This is a genomic window from Candidatus Erwinia haradaeae (assembly GCF_900698925.1).
Taxonomy (GTDB): domain Bacteria; phylum Pseudomonadota; class Gammaproteobacteria; order Enterobacterales; family Enterobacteriaceae; genus Erwinia_E; species Erwinia_E haradaeae_I.
The window spans coordinates 350,347-373,130 of the sequence record NZ_LR217713.1 but is presented as its reverse complement, the minus strand read 5'-3'; the positions used below and the strand labels follow the sequence as shown (position 1 = coordinate 373,130).

At 26.1% G+C, this 22,784-nt stretch carries 7 protein-coding genes and 1 tRNA gene; 3 read left to right on the top strand and 5 right to left on the bottom strand.

Features of this window, described 5'->3' with window-relative positions; all coding sequences use genetic code 11:
• Positions 1–3,483: 3,483 nt before the first annotated feature.
• The 3 genes from gshB to ruvX all read left to right on the top strand — a co-directional run bounded on the left by gshB (position 3,484) and on the right by ruvX (position 5,517).
• Positions 3,484–4,461, top strand: coding sequence for a glutathione synthase (gene gshB / locus HACICURV3402_RS01080; protein WP_157992522.1), 978 nt, complete (start codon positions 3,484–3,486; stop codon positions 4,459–4,461).
• A gap of 64 nt (positions 4,462–4,525) precedes the next feature.
• Entirely contained in the window at positions 4,526–5,092 is a 567-nt protein-coding gene (locus tag HACICURV3402_RS01075; RefSeq protein WP_157992521.1) for a YqgE/AlgH family protein, read from the top strand.
• Entirely contained in the window at positions 5,092–5,517 is a 426-nt protein-coding gene (ruvX, locus tag HACICURV3402_RS01070) for a Holliday junction resolvase RuvX (RefSeq protein ID WP_174232562.1), read from the top strand. The genes HACICURV3402_RS01075 and ruvX overlap by 1 nt, the downstream gene beginning before the upstream one ends.
• 192 nt (positions 5,518–5,709) lie before the next feature.
• Here the strand turns inward: ruvX and htpX are convergent, their stop codons facing one another.
• The 5 genes from htpX to mfd form a co-directional block, all read right to left on the bottom strand.
• The gene (htpX, locus tag HACICURV3402_RS01065) at positions 5,710–6,597 is read right to left on the bottom strand and encodes a protease HtpX (RefSeq protein ID WP_157992520.1); all 888 of its coding nucleotides are present in this window, start codon (positions 6,595–6,597) and stop codon (positions 5,710–5,712) included.
• Between the two features lie 3,161 nt (positions 6,598–9,758).
• Positions 9,759–10,397, bottom strand: coding sequence for a glutaredoxin 2 (gene grxB, locus HACICURV3402_RS01060; RefSeq protein ID WP_157992519.1), 639 nt, complete (start codon positions 10,395–10,397; stop codon positions 9,759–9,761).
• 1,007 nt (positions 10,398–11,404) lie between these two features.
• The gene (gene fldA / locus HACICURV3402_RS01055) at positions 11,405–11,944 is read right to left on the bottom strand and encodes a flavodoxin FldA (RefSeq protein WP_157992518.1); all 540 of its coding nucleotides are present in this window, start codon (positions 11,942–11,944) and stop codon (positions 11,405–11,407) included.
• A gap of 3,958 nt (positions 11,945–15,902) precedes the next feature.
• A tRNA-Ser gene (locus tag HACICURV3402_RS01050) sits at positions 15,903–15,990 on the bottom strand.
• Between the two features lie 2,413 nt (positions 15,991–18,403).
• Positions 18,404–21,853, bottom strand: coding sequence for a transcription-repair coupling factor (gene mfd / locus HACICURV3402_RS01045; RefSeq protein WP_157992517.1), 3,450 nt, complete (start codon positions 21,851–21,853; stop codon positions 18,404–18,406).
• Positions 21,854–22,784: the final 931 nt, after the last annotated feature.

Genomic DNA, 22,784 nt, shown 5'->3' with positions numbered 1-22,784 from the left:
TCCTAAAAAATTTCTTGAATAATATTAAAACATCCAGCTTACAGTATAATGTTGTTTATATAAAAATGAACTACTAAAGTTTAAAAACATATCAATTATTATACAACTTAATCACACTGTCCCTTTTGGTTAGAAACACATAAAATAATATATATCTAACTGGGTTCTACTAAAAAAACCATATAATTAACTAATCAGTAAATAAAAATAACTTTTTATTCAATTAAAACCTAGTTTGGCTTAAAACAACTAATAATGCTTATACATCAATCTTAATACCAAGATAGATATTATGAAATCATAATAATTACATGATATTAAGATATCTCTATTTTATAAATACATACAGACTTATCTTCAACAATTGAATAACCTACCAATCTTAAAAACTACTTAAATAATAAGACAATATATAGTTTAATTCGTATATAACACCCATGATTATCAAGTATAATATTAAGACTTGATATCCCCCATATTATAGTCTATATCGGTATTATACAAATAACATTAACGAAATAAGTAATCATAATATGAAAATATCTATTTACATCTAGTATTTCACTTTATCCAATTATAGACAATCATCGTAAAATTAATTATTAAAATTCTAATAAAATATATATAAATATTTTTAATAAAAAATTTAAAATATCGTTTTGGTTTATTTCAGAATTTTTTAAAATAACAACTTCTCTCCGCAACAATAAATATTCGTAAATATTCTTCTTATGATATGATATAAGTAATATTTATAAAAAAAATAAAATTATTTATATATTATAAATATTATTTATTATAAAAAATAATATTTATAATATACATATGACTGTAATAAAGAATTAATTATATAATTCAGAAAAATACAATTTGAATCCAAATGGATACATCAAAATAAAAGACAATGGCTTTACTAGGAAAAAGTTACTGAGAAAAATAAAATATAATTAGGAGCTAAGCTAATCTATAACGAGAGCTTGATTCACCTATTGATCTTTTCTAAAAATCCCTAACATAAATCACTGTATTAAAATAAATATGATTGAATTCTTATTCAAATACATTATCAGAACTATATTTATAATCTTTCTTCCATGTCTTTTAAAGATCAAGCGAAATAAACCTAAACAATAATAAACTCATCTCACTTCACTTCTTGAACAGAACAATCCCTATCCATCACTATTACGCTATAGTTTAACTATAAGATGATCTAGATCGCATGCCTCTTTTTTATCTAAAGTGAAATTAATTTACATATTAATAAGGTTATTTATATAATATAAAGAAATTTCTTTTAGATATAAATTCCTGTTTAATTTGATACAACCCGTTAAAGACTAAATAATATTAAAATAATTATACAGTATTTATAAAAATAAAAATTTGATTTTTATAATCATAAAAGATTACATCCAATATTATTTCTTCTCCAATCGCCCTAAGATTATTGATATAATATCATTATTGATATAATATCATATATGTGTACATTAAAAAATGTAAAGATAAAATATTAACTTAATAATCATGATTAGACTCATTGTCCATATTAGTAATCCATACATTATTGAGGTTTTAAGATGACCTGCTGTAACCTAAAAAATCAATATCATTCATCCATTAAGTCTATCTCATCCTCATCAAATCTATTATCGGTTACAATTATTATTAAGTAATTGAAATATTTATATTTTTTAATTAAAAATTCACTATATTTAGTATAATACCACTATACGATAGTATCGTACTACATATGATATATCAATTAATGTCATATATTTAAAAAAAACCATATAATATATGTTGACCTCTATAATAATAACATAATTAATCAACTAGAAAATATCAAAAATTTCACACAAACAAGAGAATACCAGCCCCAGTCCAAGACTGTCATCTATATTATATATATGTTAAAATTACTACCTATCCAGATCGAATATATTCGATAATCTTATTATTATTTTATTTTTTTAAAAAAATTTATCTTGAAAGATAACAAGAAAAATCTTGATGTACAAAAAATTAAGATATATTTGATTGTTGAATAATTTGCTATAATCTAAAAACATTTGTAAAAATACTGATGTTTGATAAAAAACTAATATCTTAAAATACTTTTATATCTAACGCATTGTTAATATCTCTAATATAGAGCTACGTAAAAAATAATGGAAAATGCCTTAATTTTAAAGTGAATTTTAGTTTTATTAAAAATAATAATTGTTTTTATATAAAAATCAATTTTTATAGTCTAAAATATAAAAAAATCAGTCAATCAATAATTTCTATCATGTTACACTAGAGTGATCATATTGAAATTAATATTCATCTTTTTAAATTAATAATTATAATAAAAAATCAATGAAAAAAAATAACATAATTACTATGACTAAGAATAAAACATATAAAAAAATCTAATATTACCTTTCAGTATATTGCTCAATAAGCAAATTTTCTTTTTAATACAAGATTCTTTTTAGTCATGCTACATTATTTACAACTGACTAATTATAATAGATATACCATTTGAATAAAAAAATTATCTGATGTAGTGAAATATATTTTATAACATATAATTAATCTTATAATACTCTTTGTAATACTCTTATGTAAAAAGAATCGTTCTATACAAAAAATAAATCATGTAATATATATCATATGTCGATATACATGAATAAATAATACATCTATTCTAAATAGATATAAAAATTTCATAAAAAAGAGACTAGTAGTATTAGTAATATTAAACAAGATTACATGGATGATATAGTTCATATAAAACATTCTCTCATACCAATTTTTTCTAATCTGTGCTTATAATTCATCTATGATTTACAACATAAATAACATAACATATCGCCCTCTGATTACAATATAGATTGTAAAAAATCAGTGTTCGGTTCATTCCTGATTAAAAATAATTAAGATACTGAAATATACATTTCAAACCCTTAATATTAATAAAAAATAATAAAATACATAATTCAAGTTACGTATAATTATCTAATACAGACGAGTAACCCCATAAGACATCGTATCTATGGGATCAAAAGAAATAAGATTCAACTTATTAAAGAAGTTCTTTATTTTTCTAATAAAAAATAAATTGATACACATCATCTAACTATTACACTAGCAAGGATAATAGTAGAATATATAAGATACTTCTGTTATACATATTCATAAATTTGATACGGATCAAAAATCAAAAAAATTTGTTCAAAACTAAATAAGATAAATCTACTTATACTAATTTAATATTGATTATCATGGTCTACTTCATAATATTTAAAATATTTTTACTTTCTATAAAGGATCTATATAAAATCATATATCTCCATACTGCACATTTTGTAAATAAATAAAAAGACATCAAAATAGATCTGATAGAAGAAAAAATGTTTGATAATAAAAAAAGAATAATCCAGTTGGGATTCTCAAAAAATATTACAGATAACGCTAATAACGGAGAGAAATATGTTCAAACTTGGATTAGTAATGGATCCAATCACTTCAATTAATTTTAATAAAGACTCCAGCTTGGCTATGTTGCAAGAAGCTCAAAAACGTTGTTATGAAATCTATTACATGGAGATCTCTGATCTATATCTATATAATGATGAAGGACGAGCACGAACTCGCATACTAAAAATTAATAACAGCTACCCTTTCTTTGCCTTTAGTCAAGAACAAGACATTCAACTATCAAAACTTAACGTTATATTAATGCGAAAAAATCCACCTTTAGATTCTGAATTTATCTATGCTACCTACATTCTTGAGCGCGCTGAAAAAAGAGGCACATTAATTATTAATAAACCACAAAGCTTGCGTGACTATAACGAAAAATTATTTACAACATGGTTTACTGATTTGATCCCAGAAACATTAGTTACTCAAAATGCCGATCAAATACGTATTTTCTGGAAAAAACATAAAAATATTATACTTAAGCCTTTGGATAAAATGGGCGGTGCATCTGTTTTTTATATCAAACAAAAAGATCCTAACATGTCAGTAATTATTGAAACTATTACCAATAATAACACTCGCTATTGTATAGCACAAGTTTACTTACCAGCTATAAAAGATGGTGACAAACGTGTTATTATAGTAGATGGTCAACCAGTGCCATATTGCTTAGCTCGTATTCCCAAACCCGGTGAGACAAGAGGAAACCTTACAGCTGGCGCCTACAGCGAAGTGCGTCACTTGTCTTCCAGCGACTACGCGATCATAGAGAGGATAACCCCCACTCTTAATAAAAATGGGTTGATTTTTGTTGGATTAGATATCATAGGTGATAAACTAACCGAAATTAATATTACAAGCCCAACTGGTATTCGTGAAATTGAGTCTGCATTTCCAATCTCTATTACCGATATGTTAATGAATGCTATCGAAAAAAAAATACTTAACACTTCCTCTATAACGAAGTGTATTCCTACAGAATAAAAAAACCCTTTACATTATGCTAACCCGATAATCTTAGCATGACTAAACTATAGAAAAATTTAGTATGAATTTACAGAATAATTTCTTAATTGCCATGCCAACACTTCAAAACCCGTTCTTTAAACGGGCGGTAGTTTATATTTTTGAGCATAATTCTGATGGAGCTATGGGTCTTATAATTAACAAACCTATAGATAATTTTATGATTGAAGATATGTTAAAAAAACTAAAAATTGAACCAGTTCAAAGTGAAGATAATACAAAAAAATTAACTACACCAGTATTTGCGGGTGGGCCATTAGCAGAAGATCGAGGTTTTATTTTACATTCAGCACAAAAAACTTTTTCTTCTAGCATCCAAGTCTCAGAAAATACGGTAATGACTACTTCTCGTGACGTTCTGGAGACACTAGGAACTTCTGAACAACCAGAAAATATACTAATAGCTCTCGGTTGTTGTGCTTGGGGGAAAGGCCCTCTCGAACAAGAACTTATGAATAATGCTTGGCTAACTACTACAGCCAATACGCATGTCCTCTTTAATACACCCATAGCAGATAGATGGCGTGCAGCAGCAAAAAATATTGGTGTAGATATTTACAATATTGTTAGTGAAGCAGGTCATGCCTAGTGAACCATAAAACATTATTATCCTTCGATTTTGGCATGCGACGTATTGGAGTGGCTAGCGGACAAGACGTAACTAAAACAGCATGTCCGTTAAATGTTCTTAATGCGAAAAATGGTAAACCAAACTGGAATGAAGTTGATATACTCTTAAAAGAGTGGCAACCAAATCATATTGTAATAGGTCTTCCGCTCAATATGGATGGCAGTGATCAGGCAATAACAACACACACACGCAAATTTTCTCACTCCATATATCTTCGCTACAATATACCAATTTCTTTGCATGATGAACGCTTGAGCACTAAAGAAGCGCGTTCAATATTATTTGAATATGAAGGGGGCTATCAAGCTTTTCGTAAACGAAATATTGATTCTATAGCTGCAGTCATTATATTAGAAAGTTGGTTAGAAGAAAACTCTTTATAATTATAAAACAAGAAAAGAGCATTCCTATACTTATAATGATAAATATTATTTAAACTACTATTATATGTATTTAACATATCATATGATCTTAATAATAGCTAATTATACTAATATGAATATTAACTGAAAATTAGAAATCATATGATATCAATAGCAGATTTAAATGAAGTAATGGAATACACTACCACAATATCATCTAGTAAATAACCCTTTTCCAGTTCGTAGTGCCTCAATTCGCTTATCTAACGAAGGGTGTGACATGAATAATTCACTGACCCATTTAGACTTACCATGAATACAAAATGCCATTATGCTTCCAGCCTCTTCTGGTTCATGGCTAGTTTTTAGACGTTGTAATGCAGAAATCATCTTCTCACGTCCAGCTAAATGAGCAGCACCGGCATCAGCATGAAACTCTCTATAGCGAGAAAACCACATGGTAATCATGCTTGCAATACAACCAAATACTAATTCAAGAATGGTGGAAGCAATCAAATAGACTATAGGATGACCATGGTTATTCTCGTCTTCTTCACGGTCTCCAGGCATAAGACTTGTCACAATCTGTGCTAAAATTCGTGATATAAATATTACAAATGTATTTACCACACCCTGTATTAATGTCATTGTAATCATATCACCATTCGCTATATGGCTAATTTCATGAGCTAATACCGCCTCTGCTTCATCACGAGTCATATTTTCTAATAAACCAGTAGAAACTGCTATTAATGAAGAATTGCGTCGTGCTCCAGTAGCAAATGCATTCATATCTAGAGCGTGATAAATTGCCACTTCTGGTATAGAAATCCCTACTGATTGAGAGTGCAAACTAACAGTTTTTAATAACCAACGCTCTGTATCATTACCTGCTTTTTTAATTATCTCACCACCAACTGAACGAAGAGCAATCCACTTGGACATTAAAAGTGAAATAAATGACCCACCAAAACCAAAAAGAGCCGCCATAATCATTAAACCTGTCATGCTACCTGATTGCACGCCTGTCAAACTAAGAATCAAACCAAAAACAACCATAACCCCGAGATTAGTTAGAAGAAACAGAGCAATACGTATCATAATATTTTATTTTCCTTACTTATTCAATATTGAACCACTTCTATCGGAATTTCTCTTGATTCAAGAATCCTAATTGTATCAATATCTAAAGAAATGCATCTTTCTTGAATCAAGAAATATAAATTAAACAATAAACTCTAATATATAACACATTTTTTATAAAAAAAATTAAATAAGTTAATAAAAATGGCTATCTCCTTTATTTAGGTATTAATATTCATATATTATAAAGTAAACTCCATGAGTAATTACTCTAGATCTGATGATGAAATTTCTATTTAATGCATATTGCATGATCTTTATATCATCTCAATATATTATATAACTCTGTAACTGAATGGATTACATAAACCTGTTAAATTCATAATTCTCTTATACAAAGAGTGAATTTAACATTATTGCATAATCTTTGAAAGAGATAACGAATTAAACTAAAAGACTAAAATATTGATAAAATTTCTTACTAAACATTTTTTCTAAAAAATGAGAATAAGATTTCTCTTATAAGAAATATCTCGTATTTAAGCATCACAATCTTAAAATATGTTCTCTGATTACAAATTCTATATATCTGTAATTATTAAAGATAATATTACCACCTTAAATCAACTATGATAATCTTGAGTGTTTTAAAAAACTAAAAATTAACAGAAAATTATTATTTATCTTTTTGATGATATAAAAACCAATTTTTTCATAACACACATTAAAATAATTTAGTAAATACATCACTAAAGCAAATACTACATACTTTATTAAGTATTTGATAATAAATTTTATTTTCTAATTAACACCAGATATGTTATTGCACAATAATAATACAATTGTAAAAAAACCATATTTTTAATATATTTTAAATGATTTTTATATCAACACTTAAATATATGTTATATTTAAACTTAATATGATTATTATAATTACCAAATGATATATGCATATAAAATAAAAAATTTTTATTAAAAAGGAAAATTTTTATAAAAGAGAATACAATATGATCAGATTAATAGATTGAATATATTAAAGATACTAAAGTAAATATAATAAGTTAAATATAGATATCAAAAATTACATATAGTCAATATAGTCAGTTGAAAATCTCAGCCTTATACATCTAAATAAGGAAGATATTACGTATAATCTTTTTAACTGTGAAAATTATTTTTAAAAAACATTTACATTATATAATTAAAAACAAAAATCATATAAATTTTTATCCCTTCTCTATAAAAAAATTAATATTAATAATAAAATTGTATTTACATTATAGAAACTATGACTCAAATATTTCAACTTGTTTCTACAACTACAATTCTTACCAAAAACAAGAAGTCATATGATTCTTCTATTCCTATTATTTTTTTATTATTAATAGAATTAACTTTATTAATCTCATAAAAATTCAGTATGTTTCTCTTATGGACTACACCTATAAGAGAAACTAATCGATATGAGATTGTATATTAATTATGCACTCATGGAAAATTTTTTTATGAATAATAAGATACAAAGACTCTATCCACTTGGAGGACATAATGCTTTCTTCTTCATTAAAATTTATTCTTACAATTAATAAAAATAAATATGATGATATCATTATAGAATTATTATGATGATTATCATATGTCATCACATTTAAGAATTTGATCCCTTGGATATAGAATTCGTAAAAATATAAAAATATAGTTCACTACATATATGCTAATATATGTTTATCTAAATTACTTTTTATTGCAATATAAAAAATCAAATAAAAAATATAGATCAAAAAATGAAAATCTTAGCTTATCTAAACCACTGTGATATTAAGAAGATTTCCCGAACATTTTTTCAAATCCAAGGACTGTACAGTCTAAAATAATGTATCCTTTTCAAAACTTAGTTACTCTAAGTAACTCAAATAGTTATAAAATAAATCCACTAGTCATCTATTATGGTGTAAGAAATATTTCTTATTTTAATATTGACATAATCCAGAAGATTTCTCCCTCTGTCATACATTATGATAGCTTAGAAACATGTAATAACTTGCTAAAATTCATCGAATGCTATCTTAGAACAGAATTATTTCATAAACTGAAAAATCCTTAATGATAACTTAATTACAAATTTTTAGTAAAATAATATGGATATGCTAGTCATATATTATTACATAAAATTACAGTATCCAGTCAAACACTTTAGCACATAATTCTATAAAAACTTTATAGACAATGAACATTTGACAATTATGTAAACCCAATCAAATATAGTCACCATGGCTGTAAAAAGTTAAATTTCAAATAAATAACAATATTATAATTCTCAATATGAATAAATCTAATATAATACTACTCACTCAAAGATCACAAAGATCAACAAGAATGTGAATCAACTCATCTGTATTATGAAATATGTACTTCATAATGATAAAAAATATTATATTATAGAAACTATTTATAATAATAATAAAAAAATCAATAAAACTATTAGACCCTACTTACGGTATTATGCTCTGTAAAGTTAACAGTCATAACTCATAATATAACAGTCTTAGTTTTAAGAAATTACTTTTAGCTACATAAAAATACTTTTTTTAAAATTTCTCACCATATATTAACTAATGATGAAAATATCATAAAATAAATCAAATCTAATGTTACACTAACAATCAGACGTAAATATATAAAAATAACATATCAACACAATTTAATCAATATAGTTTTATAATAACATATAAAAAAAATCGTATATGCACACTACAAATATAAAAATTATACTATGTAATTGTATTACATAAAAACTTATAGATCTAATTCTTTTAACCTATCTTAATAAATATGCTACTCTAATAAAGATGACCCAAACTCTCATAAAAGGCTACAAACTCCTTAAACAGAAATGATCAAACTCACTATATCTTCCGCCTACCAATATTGAATCTACCTATGTTATTGTTAATCAATAAATATATTTTTAAAAATTTTTCTTTACTAGACATAGTGATATAATTCTTAAATTTAGACAGGATACTATGTCTATAACTAACTTATTTGATACGAAATAAGATCGAATCTATTAGCAATAATCTATCAAAAAAAATCTATTAATTATAATAAAATTCTTAAGGTGAGATATCATATAAATATATCAAAAACTATTTATTAATAACCTCTTTTAGTAGTTCAAGTGAAAAGAGGACTTATTTTTGTTTGTTTAGCCATGCAGGAATAGTAATTCTCCACAGATGACGGATATTTAATTTCAGAAATTAAATTTAGTAAATGCAGCAATGGAAAAATCTGAAAATCATTAAAAGATAACTCTCTATTAATTGTATCGCGGTATATCATTAATGAATCCAGCTTACATAAATCCTCATTCAGATCGTTAATTAAAACTAGACGTTGTTTTTTTAGTGCAGAAAAACTACCATAAGTGGCCTCCTTTTTATTAATAAAATATTGACGCGCTTCCAAAGTAGAAAATTCATAGAACAATGGTATCGGTAAATAAGGCATAAGAAGTTTGTATACATAGCTATTCACAGTCTCAAACCAATTAGTTACTGACAATCTAGACTGACCAATAATAGAAGATTTTTTATCCAAAGAATCAATATACATAATAATATCAAAACTCTCTGACATATAACTTCCATCTTGTTTCATTAAAATTGGTACCATTTTTTTGCCAATCATATATCTTGGAGTATATTCATCATCATTCATTAAAACTACTAAATCCATAGGAATATTTTTTAAACCAAAAACCATGCGAGCTCTAATACAAAATGGACAATGTTCATATATATATAGCTTCAATATAATCTCCTCACTAAACCATGATAAAATATAGTTATATGAACCTCTTATATAATTTTAGAAAATTGATGACCAATATTCTTAATAGACTAATAGAAAAAAGAGATCTGACATTACCCAACTAATAGGATTGATGTAATTAAGAATGCTCTGTATAATAAACAATTCCATGATGATCTGATACTAACCATAAGTTAGTCAGAATTATAGATAAAACTTTCTACATTTTGAGATATACTTAATATTTTAACTTCTATCTTATTACGAATTAATGTTAATATAAAAGATGAATAATATTGTGTTACTCTATTTTAATGTATACTTTTCTAAAATTATAAATTTAAGGTAAAAATAAAATCAAAAAAAAAGAAACTTTTATCAAAATTGAAAGTAAATATCCATAATGCTATAACCATATATCACCTAACTATGAATTTATATACTATCTCACAATATAATAAAATCGTATAGATATAAATCACCGATACTCTCTCTACGTTATCATAAAGAATCCATATACATTAAAATTAATGTTAAATATAAATATCTAGGATCATTTCTTTTTAATTTTAGATAAAATATTACATTTTATCGTCTAAATATATCAGTTAAGATTTAATTAAATTATATGTTATATATCTTCTATTCAAAAGATAGCTATACCTAGATGACAAAAGTGATATTCACTATGAACACTAATTATATTCTGAATTCTATATAATGCAGAATTAGATTATTACTATAGAAAATAAAAATATTATAGATGTCTAAAAATCCAACTAAATACTGTTATCTGATAATATTCAGACAATAATTAATCACGTTACTAAAAACTTGCTATTAATGAAAAACCTTATAAAATTCTTATCCATTCTTCTTAATCAGTATCATTAACTAATAATACGTCAATCATATACATCCACGTGATGGATGTATATTTCTTGAATACTAGTAAGATAAAAACATAAAATAGCTATTGATTATGAACTGAAAAATTATTTTTCCAATTATATAATAGTTTTTGCAATAATTTCTGGTAAATTTAATTCAAAAGAAATCTGCTTAACCCATTGATCCACGCGATCTTTTGTAAGCTCCGGCTGCCTGTCCTCGTCAATAACTAAACCAGCAAAATAATTATTATTAACCATCCCCTTAGATGCCTCAAACACATATCCATGACTAGGCCAATAACCTATCATCACTGCAGAATTTGACATAACAATATTTCGTATAATTCCCATTGCATCACAAAAATATTCAGAATAATCTAATTGATCTCCACAACCAAATAAACCAACTACCTTACCAGTGAAATTAATTTCAGATAACGTCGGAAAAAAATCATCCCAATCACACTGTGGTTCGCCATAATACCAAGTGGGAATTCCTAATAATAAAATATTAAAATTTTCTACATCTTCTTTACTGCTTTGTGCAATATCAAAAACTTGCGCAACCCCTTTACCAAGACGCTTCTGAATCATATTTGCAATATTTTCTGTATTCCCTGTATCACTACCAAAAAAAATACCGATTATCGCCATAACTTTACTAACTCCTTAAAACTTAATTACATAATATCTACTGAATTCTATTCATAGAATTAAATATATCAAATAAAAAATACAATATAGATATACTATACACCTATATATTGTCTAAGATAAATACATACTGCATCATAGGGAATTAATGTCAGTATGCTAATTTCTAAACTTATCTAGCTTAGATGCTAATACCATCATCTGTTCCTCGTACTTTCATATAAAAATTCCTAAAATTCTTACTCGGATTATTCTGTACAAAAAAGAATAAGCTATCTTCGTTAAAATATTTATATATATAGGATATACTGAGTTGACACTTCAATCGCAGGTACCAAACTAAATACTATCCTACTTATAATAGAAAAAAATTAAATAAAATAACTATGATATATCATACCTTATTAGAATGAGATTATATCTTGTTCAATATAAGAAATTATTATCTGATTCAAATCAGAATCTTGGATTTCTGTCATTCTTATACAAATTTATTTCCATATCTATAAAGATATTCAAGAAATCTATTTCTACTGATTCCAGACACTTTATATTGCATCTAAAAATAATTATTTCTAAAAATAGATTTTACCTAGCATATTTCATTTTTTTTGTTCCTCCTCTATTAGATCCTCTTTTATGTATAAAGATATTCGGTGAAAATAATTTCATATATACATAATTCACAAATATTATATAACAAGCTCGTTTTTATTATTGATGAAATATATTTAACCAATTTAGTACACTACACATATTTATAAATATAAATAATCTTAATCTCTTATTCTTAAATAATTAATTTTAATACCAACTAAAATATAATATTATAATCCAAACCCATATAATATAAATATATCTAATTCTATATGATTATAATTACCAATTATATTTGATCATTATATTTGATTAGATTATATTAATCTTAAATATTTAAGAAAGTGCAATAACTCTAGATATATATAATAATGAGTCCTGTTATTATCTGTGCAGCATAGCACATATGATTCACTTGAACTTTATATAATCTTTTTATGATTAGTACAATAATCTAAAAGAAATCAATAGTTTTTAAAATAACTATATTAGATTATATTTAAATTGACTGAAATTTAATTAGATCTATAAAATAGATAAAAGATCCTTTATTATCAATCCTAAAAATTAGGATAACATATTTATGTTTTAGATATTAATAGATTAAGCACATGAGGAAAAACATAACAACACGTTGATATTCAAAAATATGTCTAAAACTATAAGAAAGATTAGCTTCTATCTAATATCTGTATTCTACTAACTTCATCATCATATTAAATAACTTAACCTTGGATTATAAAACAACTTCATGTCGCTTCAATACAAACAGAAAAAATAATATTTTAAAAAATAATCAATATAATACGACAAACGTAAAATAAGAAAATTATCAAAAAAATAAAAGTATTACTAAAAACCTATTGAAAAGCTATATTAAGAAATAACTGTTTAACTCCATTTAATGAAATCTATAAAATTATGACATAACCTTCAATAAATATTCGCAAACTGACTAATAAAATCTTTTAAAAAAATCCATTCTAATGTTATTAATCAAAACCATCCTGATTCTATAAGAATTCCGATCTTCTTCTTATCGTCAAGCAAAACATTAAAATATACTAAAGTTTATCTAATTTGTTAATAAAGCTAAAGCAACTCATATATATAAACTCTGACTACACCAAGATTTAGATGATTTATAGTCTTATTACTACTATAAATTATAAATCACAAACCCCTCCTGTAACATATAAAAAAATCAGACAATTTTATGGTTTTATAAAATAATAATAAGAACTAAAATGATTCAACAAAATGAGATATAAGAACGTTAGCGATCGTCTTATTAAGTTATTTGCACTTAGTTTGCAATCCAATAACAACTAATTTAAAAATAACGCTGGGTGGACAATTAAAAAATTCTACTTTACTAATAGATTCTTATAGAGAAATATCTCACAGAATTAGAACGTACCATGAACTATTAATACAAAAAATAACTTTCAATATAAGTTATAAACTGCAATATCATCAGAACTATAGCAATCCTTATATAACCTGTTAATATATATAATATTTTAAATAAAAAACTCAAAAGATAAAAAATCATCATCCTTAAATTTAAATAGAACTATTATATACACTTATTAACCTATTCATTCACAGGATTTCAGTATGTAAGCATTTTTACAATACAGCTAGACGACAACAGCAAGATCATCATAGTGCTAAAATCCGTCTTTTTTTCCCATACAATTGATAAACTTTAAAATCTAGAAATATAGTTAATATTAGACTAATCAATTGTCTTATAATAATTTTTTAACTGTTTCTACTCAAAAGATTACTTCTAGCGTTACTATTATACTAACTTAAATTTGCATGTAAGGTAGTATCAAACTCAATAAACAAGCGCTTTATTTACAAAATAAAATTTATAATTATAATCTATAATTATATACATATAAAACTATATAACACTTAGCTTATTTGATTACTATTAACCAATAACAGAAAAGATTCTACCAAGTCTAACATAAAGAGGTATCTAACTGATAGGTTTTTATAGACCTATCGCATCATAATCTTAACTTTCCTTAAAACTTGATATAAGAATTATCAAATTACAATATCTTCTACTACTCAACAAAATGCAATCTCTAAAAATAAATATAATAATATCAACTAACATATTTATTATATGCAATAAACTTATATTATGCTGTATAAAACTTACTATTAGTAAATGACCTATTACATATATTGTGAATCTTAACTCACTGCTTTAGTTTCAATTTTTGATAATAATAAAAAATAAAATATATTATATATAGATATGAACCATATCTAATGAACATATCTTTTTTATTCAAACCAATATTAATGATAAATTAAATTACTTATCACTTCTCTTAATTTAAATCTACTAAAAAACCTGTACTAATAAATAATAGTATTTAATATTTAATATTGTATTAATAATAAAACTATAAAAACTAAATTAATCTAATCCATTTATATATGCACAATTAAGTAAATACTTGAATAATAAATAATATTAAGACAACATACTGATCACTAATTTATATAATCATATAATTCATAATAAATAATAAATCTCTATTATTAACCTCCTAACTAAAGTATAAAATATTAAAAATAAAATTTTTTACTTTTAAGAACAAAAACCTAAATATAAACAAAAAAATAGAAAACAATAAAAACTAAACATATTTAAAATTTAAAAACTAAGATAAATTATTTTTTAATCTATCAAAGTACTGCTGATTAACCTTTGATCAGGTTCTAAATACTTGTAGATAACGTAAACTATAAAAAATTATTTATATTATTACGATAACATACCATACAAAAATTATCGATTATAACATCAATAGACTCCATTATGCCATTTCTTAAAATGTTCTATGAATTAAAATAATTCAGTAATTTTAATCAATAAATCTTACAATTTAAATATTATTTATATTAAGTAATAAATAACTCTAATACTAAACAATCAGAAATAATATGAAAATAATATTCAAAAAGAACAACAATTTTTTAACTAATAATTATTAAAATTAACATACTATATTAACATACTATATATAATTGAGCATGATATATAAAAAACTCACTCCTTTAGAGTTTATGAACATTCTTTTACTCTTAGAAGAATAATTATAAAAGAGTAAAACCTCGAATAAAAAATCAATACTATACTAAATCATCTATCACATAAGTTAATAAATATATCTAAGCCTCCAGACTCTCACTTAACCTGAATACCTCTTAAATTAACTTAAATATTAAACACCAATCCATAGAAAATTAATCTCTATATCTTTATCTTTATCCCAATTAGACAATATCGATCTACAAAGATATATTTATATTTATAATATTAATATTATGGTGGTGAGAGAGGGATTCGAACCCTCGATACGTTACCATATACGCGCTTTCCAAGCGCGCTCCTTAGACCACTCGGACACCTCACCCAATATACCAAAATCTCTCACTACTAATGGTTTAATAATATATAACAATATATCAAAAAATCAAGTGGTATTATATTTTAACTCCTACTTATTTCATTACAAATAAATTAAAATTTGAATAAATATCTGTTTTTTAGAACGGAAATCAAGAAATATACTTAATATTCTTTTTTTAAAAATTAATTTTAAAAAAATAAAAACTTTATAAACCCATAAAAATGTTACAGATAATGTATATCTACCTGTAATGATTATAACGTGATACCAAATAGATATGTCATTATTATGATTTTATCTGAATATCCGTATTTTATGTTAGATCCATATACCTGATTTCATGGTATAGAATATTCTTATTATATAGGTTTAATAAATTAAAAAAAAGATAGAGCATAGAACTCTACCTATAGAACATAATATAACTATTAATAAATTCAATATTCTTATAAATTCATATCTATAACTGAATAAAAAAACCATTCTATTATCTAGTATAAACTAGACAGATATCTTACTTACTACTTTCTATTGCATACATCTAAAGATGTAATAAATATAACCTAACTTTTACAAATGCATATTATTCGAAATAACTGAAACAATAAATATTGTCACAATTACAATAAATTGTACGATCATAATCGTTGTGACTACTTAATATTGATATGGAGAATTCTCATTACTTATCTGTTAAATAAAAATTTCAACTCTGAAGAAATTATGCATTACTTATTGTGATTATTAGTTAGATAATAACTATATAGATCTTATTTTGTATCTTACTAACATCAATGTTATAAATATAATTTCTTAATATCTGTCTTATTGTTTTTGAATAAATAAAAAATAAATCATCAATAAAAATAAATACTCTCTCTTATACGAAAAAAATTAAATAATTAATACATAAATATAAATATAGACTAATCATTACAAAATAAAAAATTTTATTACACTCTTATTTTTTATACGATATAGTTCAAAACTAAATAAGATATTAATCTTTTCCTGAAGAGATTAAATATCATCATATGTTATCTTAATATCTTAATGATAAAATTATTAATAATATTAAATCTCTCTAATTATATTAATTATATATAGAATTTTTATATTTAAAAAAATTCCCAACGTCATATATTATGCTCGCTATATATAACACTAATTGGATAACAAGTAACCTACTCTAAATCAGTTTTTTTAGAAAAAATGTTATTTATTTTTAATGGGATTTGATGAAAGATAGGATATATAAAATATATTTTTATTATAAAAATACATCTATATTTTTAGAATTAAAAGGATTTTATATTGTTAATTTTAAAAATAAAAACTGTACATCAACCATGTATTAGATCAATCTATATTATTTTTTCTCATTGATTTATACATATAAATAAATATAGTAAATACATTCATACCAATTCTCATAATATAAGAACTATCAGATCAAATACAACTGATAACTATCTGTTATATTAACTAATCAATCATATTAATACAATCTTAGAAATCATACTAAAAATAAAGATTATTTTGATATCATATATTATATCTTAAATATTAGAATCGATATTCTTCTCTCTCATGAAAAAAGAACGATATTACATAATCGTACGTTTATTTTCACATATTATATTAACACATTGAGAGATCTTAACTTAAAAAAATATTACAAAATCTATTTATCTTCCACTAATGAGATTAATTAATATAAAATTAAAAATAATATAGATATATTATAAAAGAATAATATATCTATTTCTTTACCAAAGAACATTTTTATTAAACAATAAAATACAACATTAGAAAAATATTCGGTTACGTGACATTCTAAAGAACAATATAACTACATGATTATATCTTCTAAAGAAGATATAATCATGATATATACTATAACTCAATATAATATAACACTTACTCTTCTTAAAAGTTTTACATAATATTAGAAATATTCTATATAAATAATTACAACCTCTAAAGTATCAAAATACTAATAATTATAGTATAATCACCTATATTCATATTAACTATAATAGTTAATTCAATCATAAAATAACCTAAAATCAAAATCAAAAAATAAACTAATACAACTAAATAATCAACTAATATTTACTATTCTAGTTTTTCATTAAATGTTATAAAATAAAAAATCTAATTAACCCCTTCATTCAAAAATTGATAAAGGTAAAATACAAAAAGAAAATCAGTGTTATAAAATTTAACTAATTTAGTAATGCCAATAAAATTAAAGACTATAAGTACAATGAACATGTCAGAAAAATAACATGCTTAAAACATGCAAAATACCTCAAGCAAGAACATGAATCTCTTCAATAATAATTCACGACATTATCTCCCACTGATAATAAATATAAAAAATATATAATATTCTGTATAATGATCATATAGCCTACCCAGGCACTATATTATGAAGCATCTGCTCAATTAATTTAGTAATCCACTGGATACGCACTATCCGTTCTGATAAATCACAAACAAACCTAATACGTGTGGATCCATCTAGAAACCAACAATGAGGCTCTTTCTTTAAGAGACTTAGAAGCCAAGAAGGATTAATCTTATTATCTTCACTAAATTCAATACACCCACCTGTTTCATGAGCTTCTATTTTCTTTAAACCAATTATTTGTGATGATAACCTCAAAGACGCAGTATCAAGAAGAGAATGAGCTGAATCTGGCATTAATCCAAAACGATGGATTAACTCTGTCTTAATGGAATCCAATTCACTATAGTTTTTTGCACTAGCAATGCGCTTATAAAATGCTAAACGAGTGTTTACATCAGGAATAAAAGAATCCGGAAGAAAAACAGGGATCTTGAGATCAATATTAATCTGACTACGCGTAAGATCTTCTAATGAAGGTTCATTACCAGCCCTTAAAGAATCAACAGCATGTTCTAATAATTCCATATATAATGAAAAACCAATACTATCTATCTGCCCACTCTGCCCCTCTCCAAGTAACTCACCAGCTCCACGAATTTCAAGATCATGGGTAGCCAAAGACAAACCAACACCTAAATCCTCTAAAGAGGAAATCGCTTCGAGACGCTTCTGTGCATTAATAGTCATTGCTTTAGGGTGTGGTGTTAATAACCAGGCATAAGCCTGATGATGCGATCGTCCAACGCGCCCTCTTAATTGATGCAACTGAGCTAGTCCAAATCGATCAGCGCCTTCAATAATAATTGTATTGGCAGTAGGTATGTCGATACCAGTTTCAATAATCGTAGTACAAACCAACACATTGAACCTCTGGTGATAAAAATCATTCATAACCCGTTCTAGCTCACGCTCATTCATTTGACCATGGCCAAGAGCAATGCGCGCTGCTGGAACTAACTCAGAAAGTTCTTTTGTTACTTTCTCAATATTTTCAACATCATTATAAAGATAATAAACCTGTCCACCACGAAGTATTTCACGTAAAATAGCTTCTCCAATAATTTTCTGATCATATTGATGAACGAAAGTTTTAACTGCTAAACGACGCGCTGGTGGAGTAGAAATAATTGATAAATCACGCATACCATGTACTGCCATATTCAATGTACGTGGAATAGGCGTAGCCGTTAAAGTCAGGATATCAACATCTGTGCGCATTACTTTAATGCGTTCTTTATGGCGGACTCCAAAACGATGTTCTTCATCTACAACAAGCAAACCAAGATCGTGCCATTTAATCTTGTTTTGCAAAAGCTGATGAGTACCAATTAATATATCTACTTTCCCCTCTTGCGTCTCCTTTAATACCTGCTCCCGCTCTTTCTCGGTACGAAACCGTGACAACATCTTAATACATACCGGCCAATTAGCAAATCGATCTCGAAAGTTATCATAATGTTGCTGAGCAAGAAGAGTGGTTGGCACTAACACTGCTACCTGTTTATGATTAAAGACTGCTAAAAAAGCAGCACGCATAGCAACTTCTGTTTTGCCAAAACCAACATCACCGCATATTAAACGATCCATTGTTAATGGCTGACACATATCACTGAGTACTGCGTTAATTGCCTTTTTTTGATCAGAAGTAACTTTAAATGGAAAACTTTCACAAAATAACTGATACTGTTTTTTATCATGTTTAAAAGCAAAACCATTTTTTGCTGCACGTTGAGCATAAATATCCAACAATTCAGCAGCGGCATCACGCACTTTTTTAGAAACTTTCTTCCTGGCTCTTAACCATGCGGAACTACCTAACCTATGTAACGGAGCATTTTCATAAGAACTACCCGTATAGCGGCTAATAAGATGTAGTGATGGCATAGGAATGTATAGTTTCGCATTTTCAGCATATGCTAACATTAGATAATCTGCTTGAATACCACCCGTCTCTAAAGTAGATAAGCCTAGGTATCGCCCAACACCATGTTCTATGTGCACTACTGGCTGACCTGGGGACAAATCCGAAAAATTCGGTATCAAAATATCAGAATGCATTGTCTTACGACGATCGTGGCCAGAATAGCTAACAAAATCATCTAGTAAATCATTTTCACAAATTAATGCACGCTTTCGTCGGTGATCAATGCAACCTTTCTCACTAGAGCCAATTAATAAATAACACCCAGAACCTCTCGCTTGAGATAATTGATAAATAATATCTGCTTGAATATTAATGCGTGCGAGTAACTCCTGTAAAACCTCTCTACGCCCTTCGTTTTCTACTGAAAAAATTACCGCACCACTAAAAGATTCAAGAAATCTTCGTAAACCATCTAAGGGCTGTTGAGCCTTAGGTCTAACTGATAAGTCTGGCAATGATGAGTATTCTAAATTAGTATGAGTTTGATCTTCTTCTAAGCACTGGTGTTGGAGTTCTATACGCGGCCACTCCTGTAATGCAGACATAAGCTCACTACTGCATAACCATAAATATTTAGGATCTAATAAAGGACGCATTACGTCAACTCGACGATTGTCATATCTCCTATTAATATCAAACCAAAAATCATCACTACTTTTCTTTAGCTCACCAGATATAACCAAGAGAGCATTAGACGGTAAATAACTAAAAAACCTAGGTAAAGGATCTTCAAAAAACAATGGCTGCCAATACTCAATCCCAGCAGGTAAGACTCCTTTTTTAACTTGCTGATAAACATGATCGGGTTCCAACCGAACATCAAAATGTTTACGCCACTTTTTCAAAAAAAGATCAATCACATCTTTGTTGGTTGGAAATTCATGCGCAGGTAGGAGGTTGAGTTCAGTAATTTCTTTCTTTGTGCGTTGGCTCTCACTGTCTAAAAAATATATATCATGAATCTGATCGTCTAAAAAAACAATACGATAAACTTGATCCTTGCCCATAGGAAATATATCTAAAAACTTGTCATAGTTAGAAAAATCACCATGCTCTACAATATGATGCACACTACGATAACCGGACTTCTTAAGATGCACGCGTAATTGCGTACGAGAAATTTTAACACCTCTCTTTAAGCAGAGAGCTAAAGAAGATAAGAAGTTATATGGACACACGCGCTGCATTAAGGTATGTACTGATAAGATCAGAATACCATTTTTTAGCATTGGCAGCTGATAGAGGGTAGAAAGTCTAGCAGATATAGTTGCCTGATCTGGAGAAAATCGATCAAATGGTAACGTTTCCCAATCTGGAAAACGGTTCACTGGTTGATTGGTAAACTGTCTTACTTCCTCCTGAAGACATCGAGCATTTTTTATATCCTGGGTGATTAGTATCACAAGACCGTGATGACGCTCAGCTATTTCAGCACATTCAATAGCATAGGCAGAACCGGTTAATTGTCCCAGCTTCCGTTGGTCACCTTTTCTAAAAGGTAGGTCATAGCAGTAAAGTTCTGGCATAATCAATTAAAAGTTTCGTAAAAATAGAATAGATAAATATATATGACACAGTCACATATCTATAATCGTATCAAATATAGTTATATGAGAGCCATGGTAGTGTAAATCAATAAACTGCGCTTGGAATTGATTATTTTATTCAATCATTGTCATCATTTGAATATAAACTCTCGAAAAGAAAAATTAAAAAAATACCTAATAGAAGCTCAATGAATTATCACTGATCATGAAATAATCTTGTTCTACTTTAAGTTTTCAAGAAAGATCAAAATACTTCATACGCAAATATCACTTTTAGTCTTCCATCTATCCACTTCTTGTTTTTTTAGATAACTTTCAATATCACTGATAAAATAAAAAAAATTATTTTCTAAAATTATTAATTATGGAACAGAACAGAATATCTACTTACTTTAATACAGATTATTATATTAAGTAGTAATATAAAATATATTTAAGTTTTATAACTAACATCAATATAATAATACTATTTACCTACAATGTTATATTGTAAAAGAATCAAGTATGCTAGCAGATAGCATGGCATCATTTTTCTCCTTTTAAATTATAGATAAATCTTTAAAACAAATTTTTTAACATTCTTATTCTTTCTTTAACATTAAAGTTGTATAAAGATGATGAGAATTTATGTTAAATAAAATATAAATCTGTAACTATATATGATGTTAAGCTTTTGGAAAATAATACTTCACTTCATCCAAACTTTTTATATATAATAATCAAGTATCTCTCATATCCAGACACATCTTACATACTAATATATATAAATATATATTTTCTAGCAATCTATTCCACATAACATATGCACTCTTGTAGTATATTTCTATCATTCAGTCTTCTTAAACCGATCTAGAGAGAATGTTTAAAAAATAGATCAGACTCTTGTCGCACAATGCTATGTTTTGTACAT

Excerpts from the sequence above, each read along its gene's own strand:
- htpX (WP_157992520.1), bottom strand. The coding sequence starts at position 6,597 with ATGATACGTATTGCTCTGTTTCTTCTAACTAATCTCGGGGTTATGGTT.
- gshB (WP_157992522.1), top strand. The coding sequence starts at position 3,484 with ATGTTCAAACTTGGATTAGTAATGGATCCAATCACTTCAATTAATTTT.
- mfd (WP_157992517.1), bottom strand. The coding sequence starts at position 21,853 with ATGCCAGAACTTTACTGCTATGACCTACCTTTTAGAAAAGGTGACCAA.
- fldA (WP_157992518.1), bottom strand. The coding sequence starts at position 11,944 with ATGGCGATAATCGGTATTTTTTTTGGTAGTGATACAGGGAATACAGAA.
- HACICURV3402_RS01075 (WP_157992521.1), top strand. The coding sequence starts at position 4,526 with ATGAATTTACAGAATAATTTCTTAATTGCCATGCCAACACTTCAAAAC.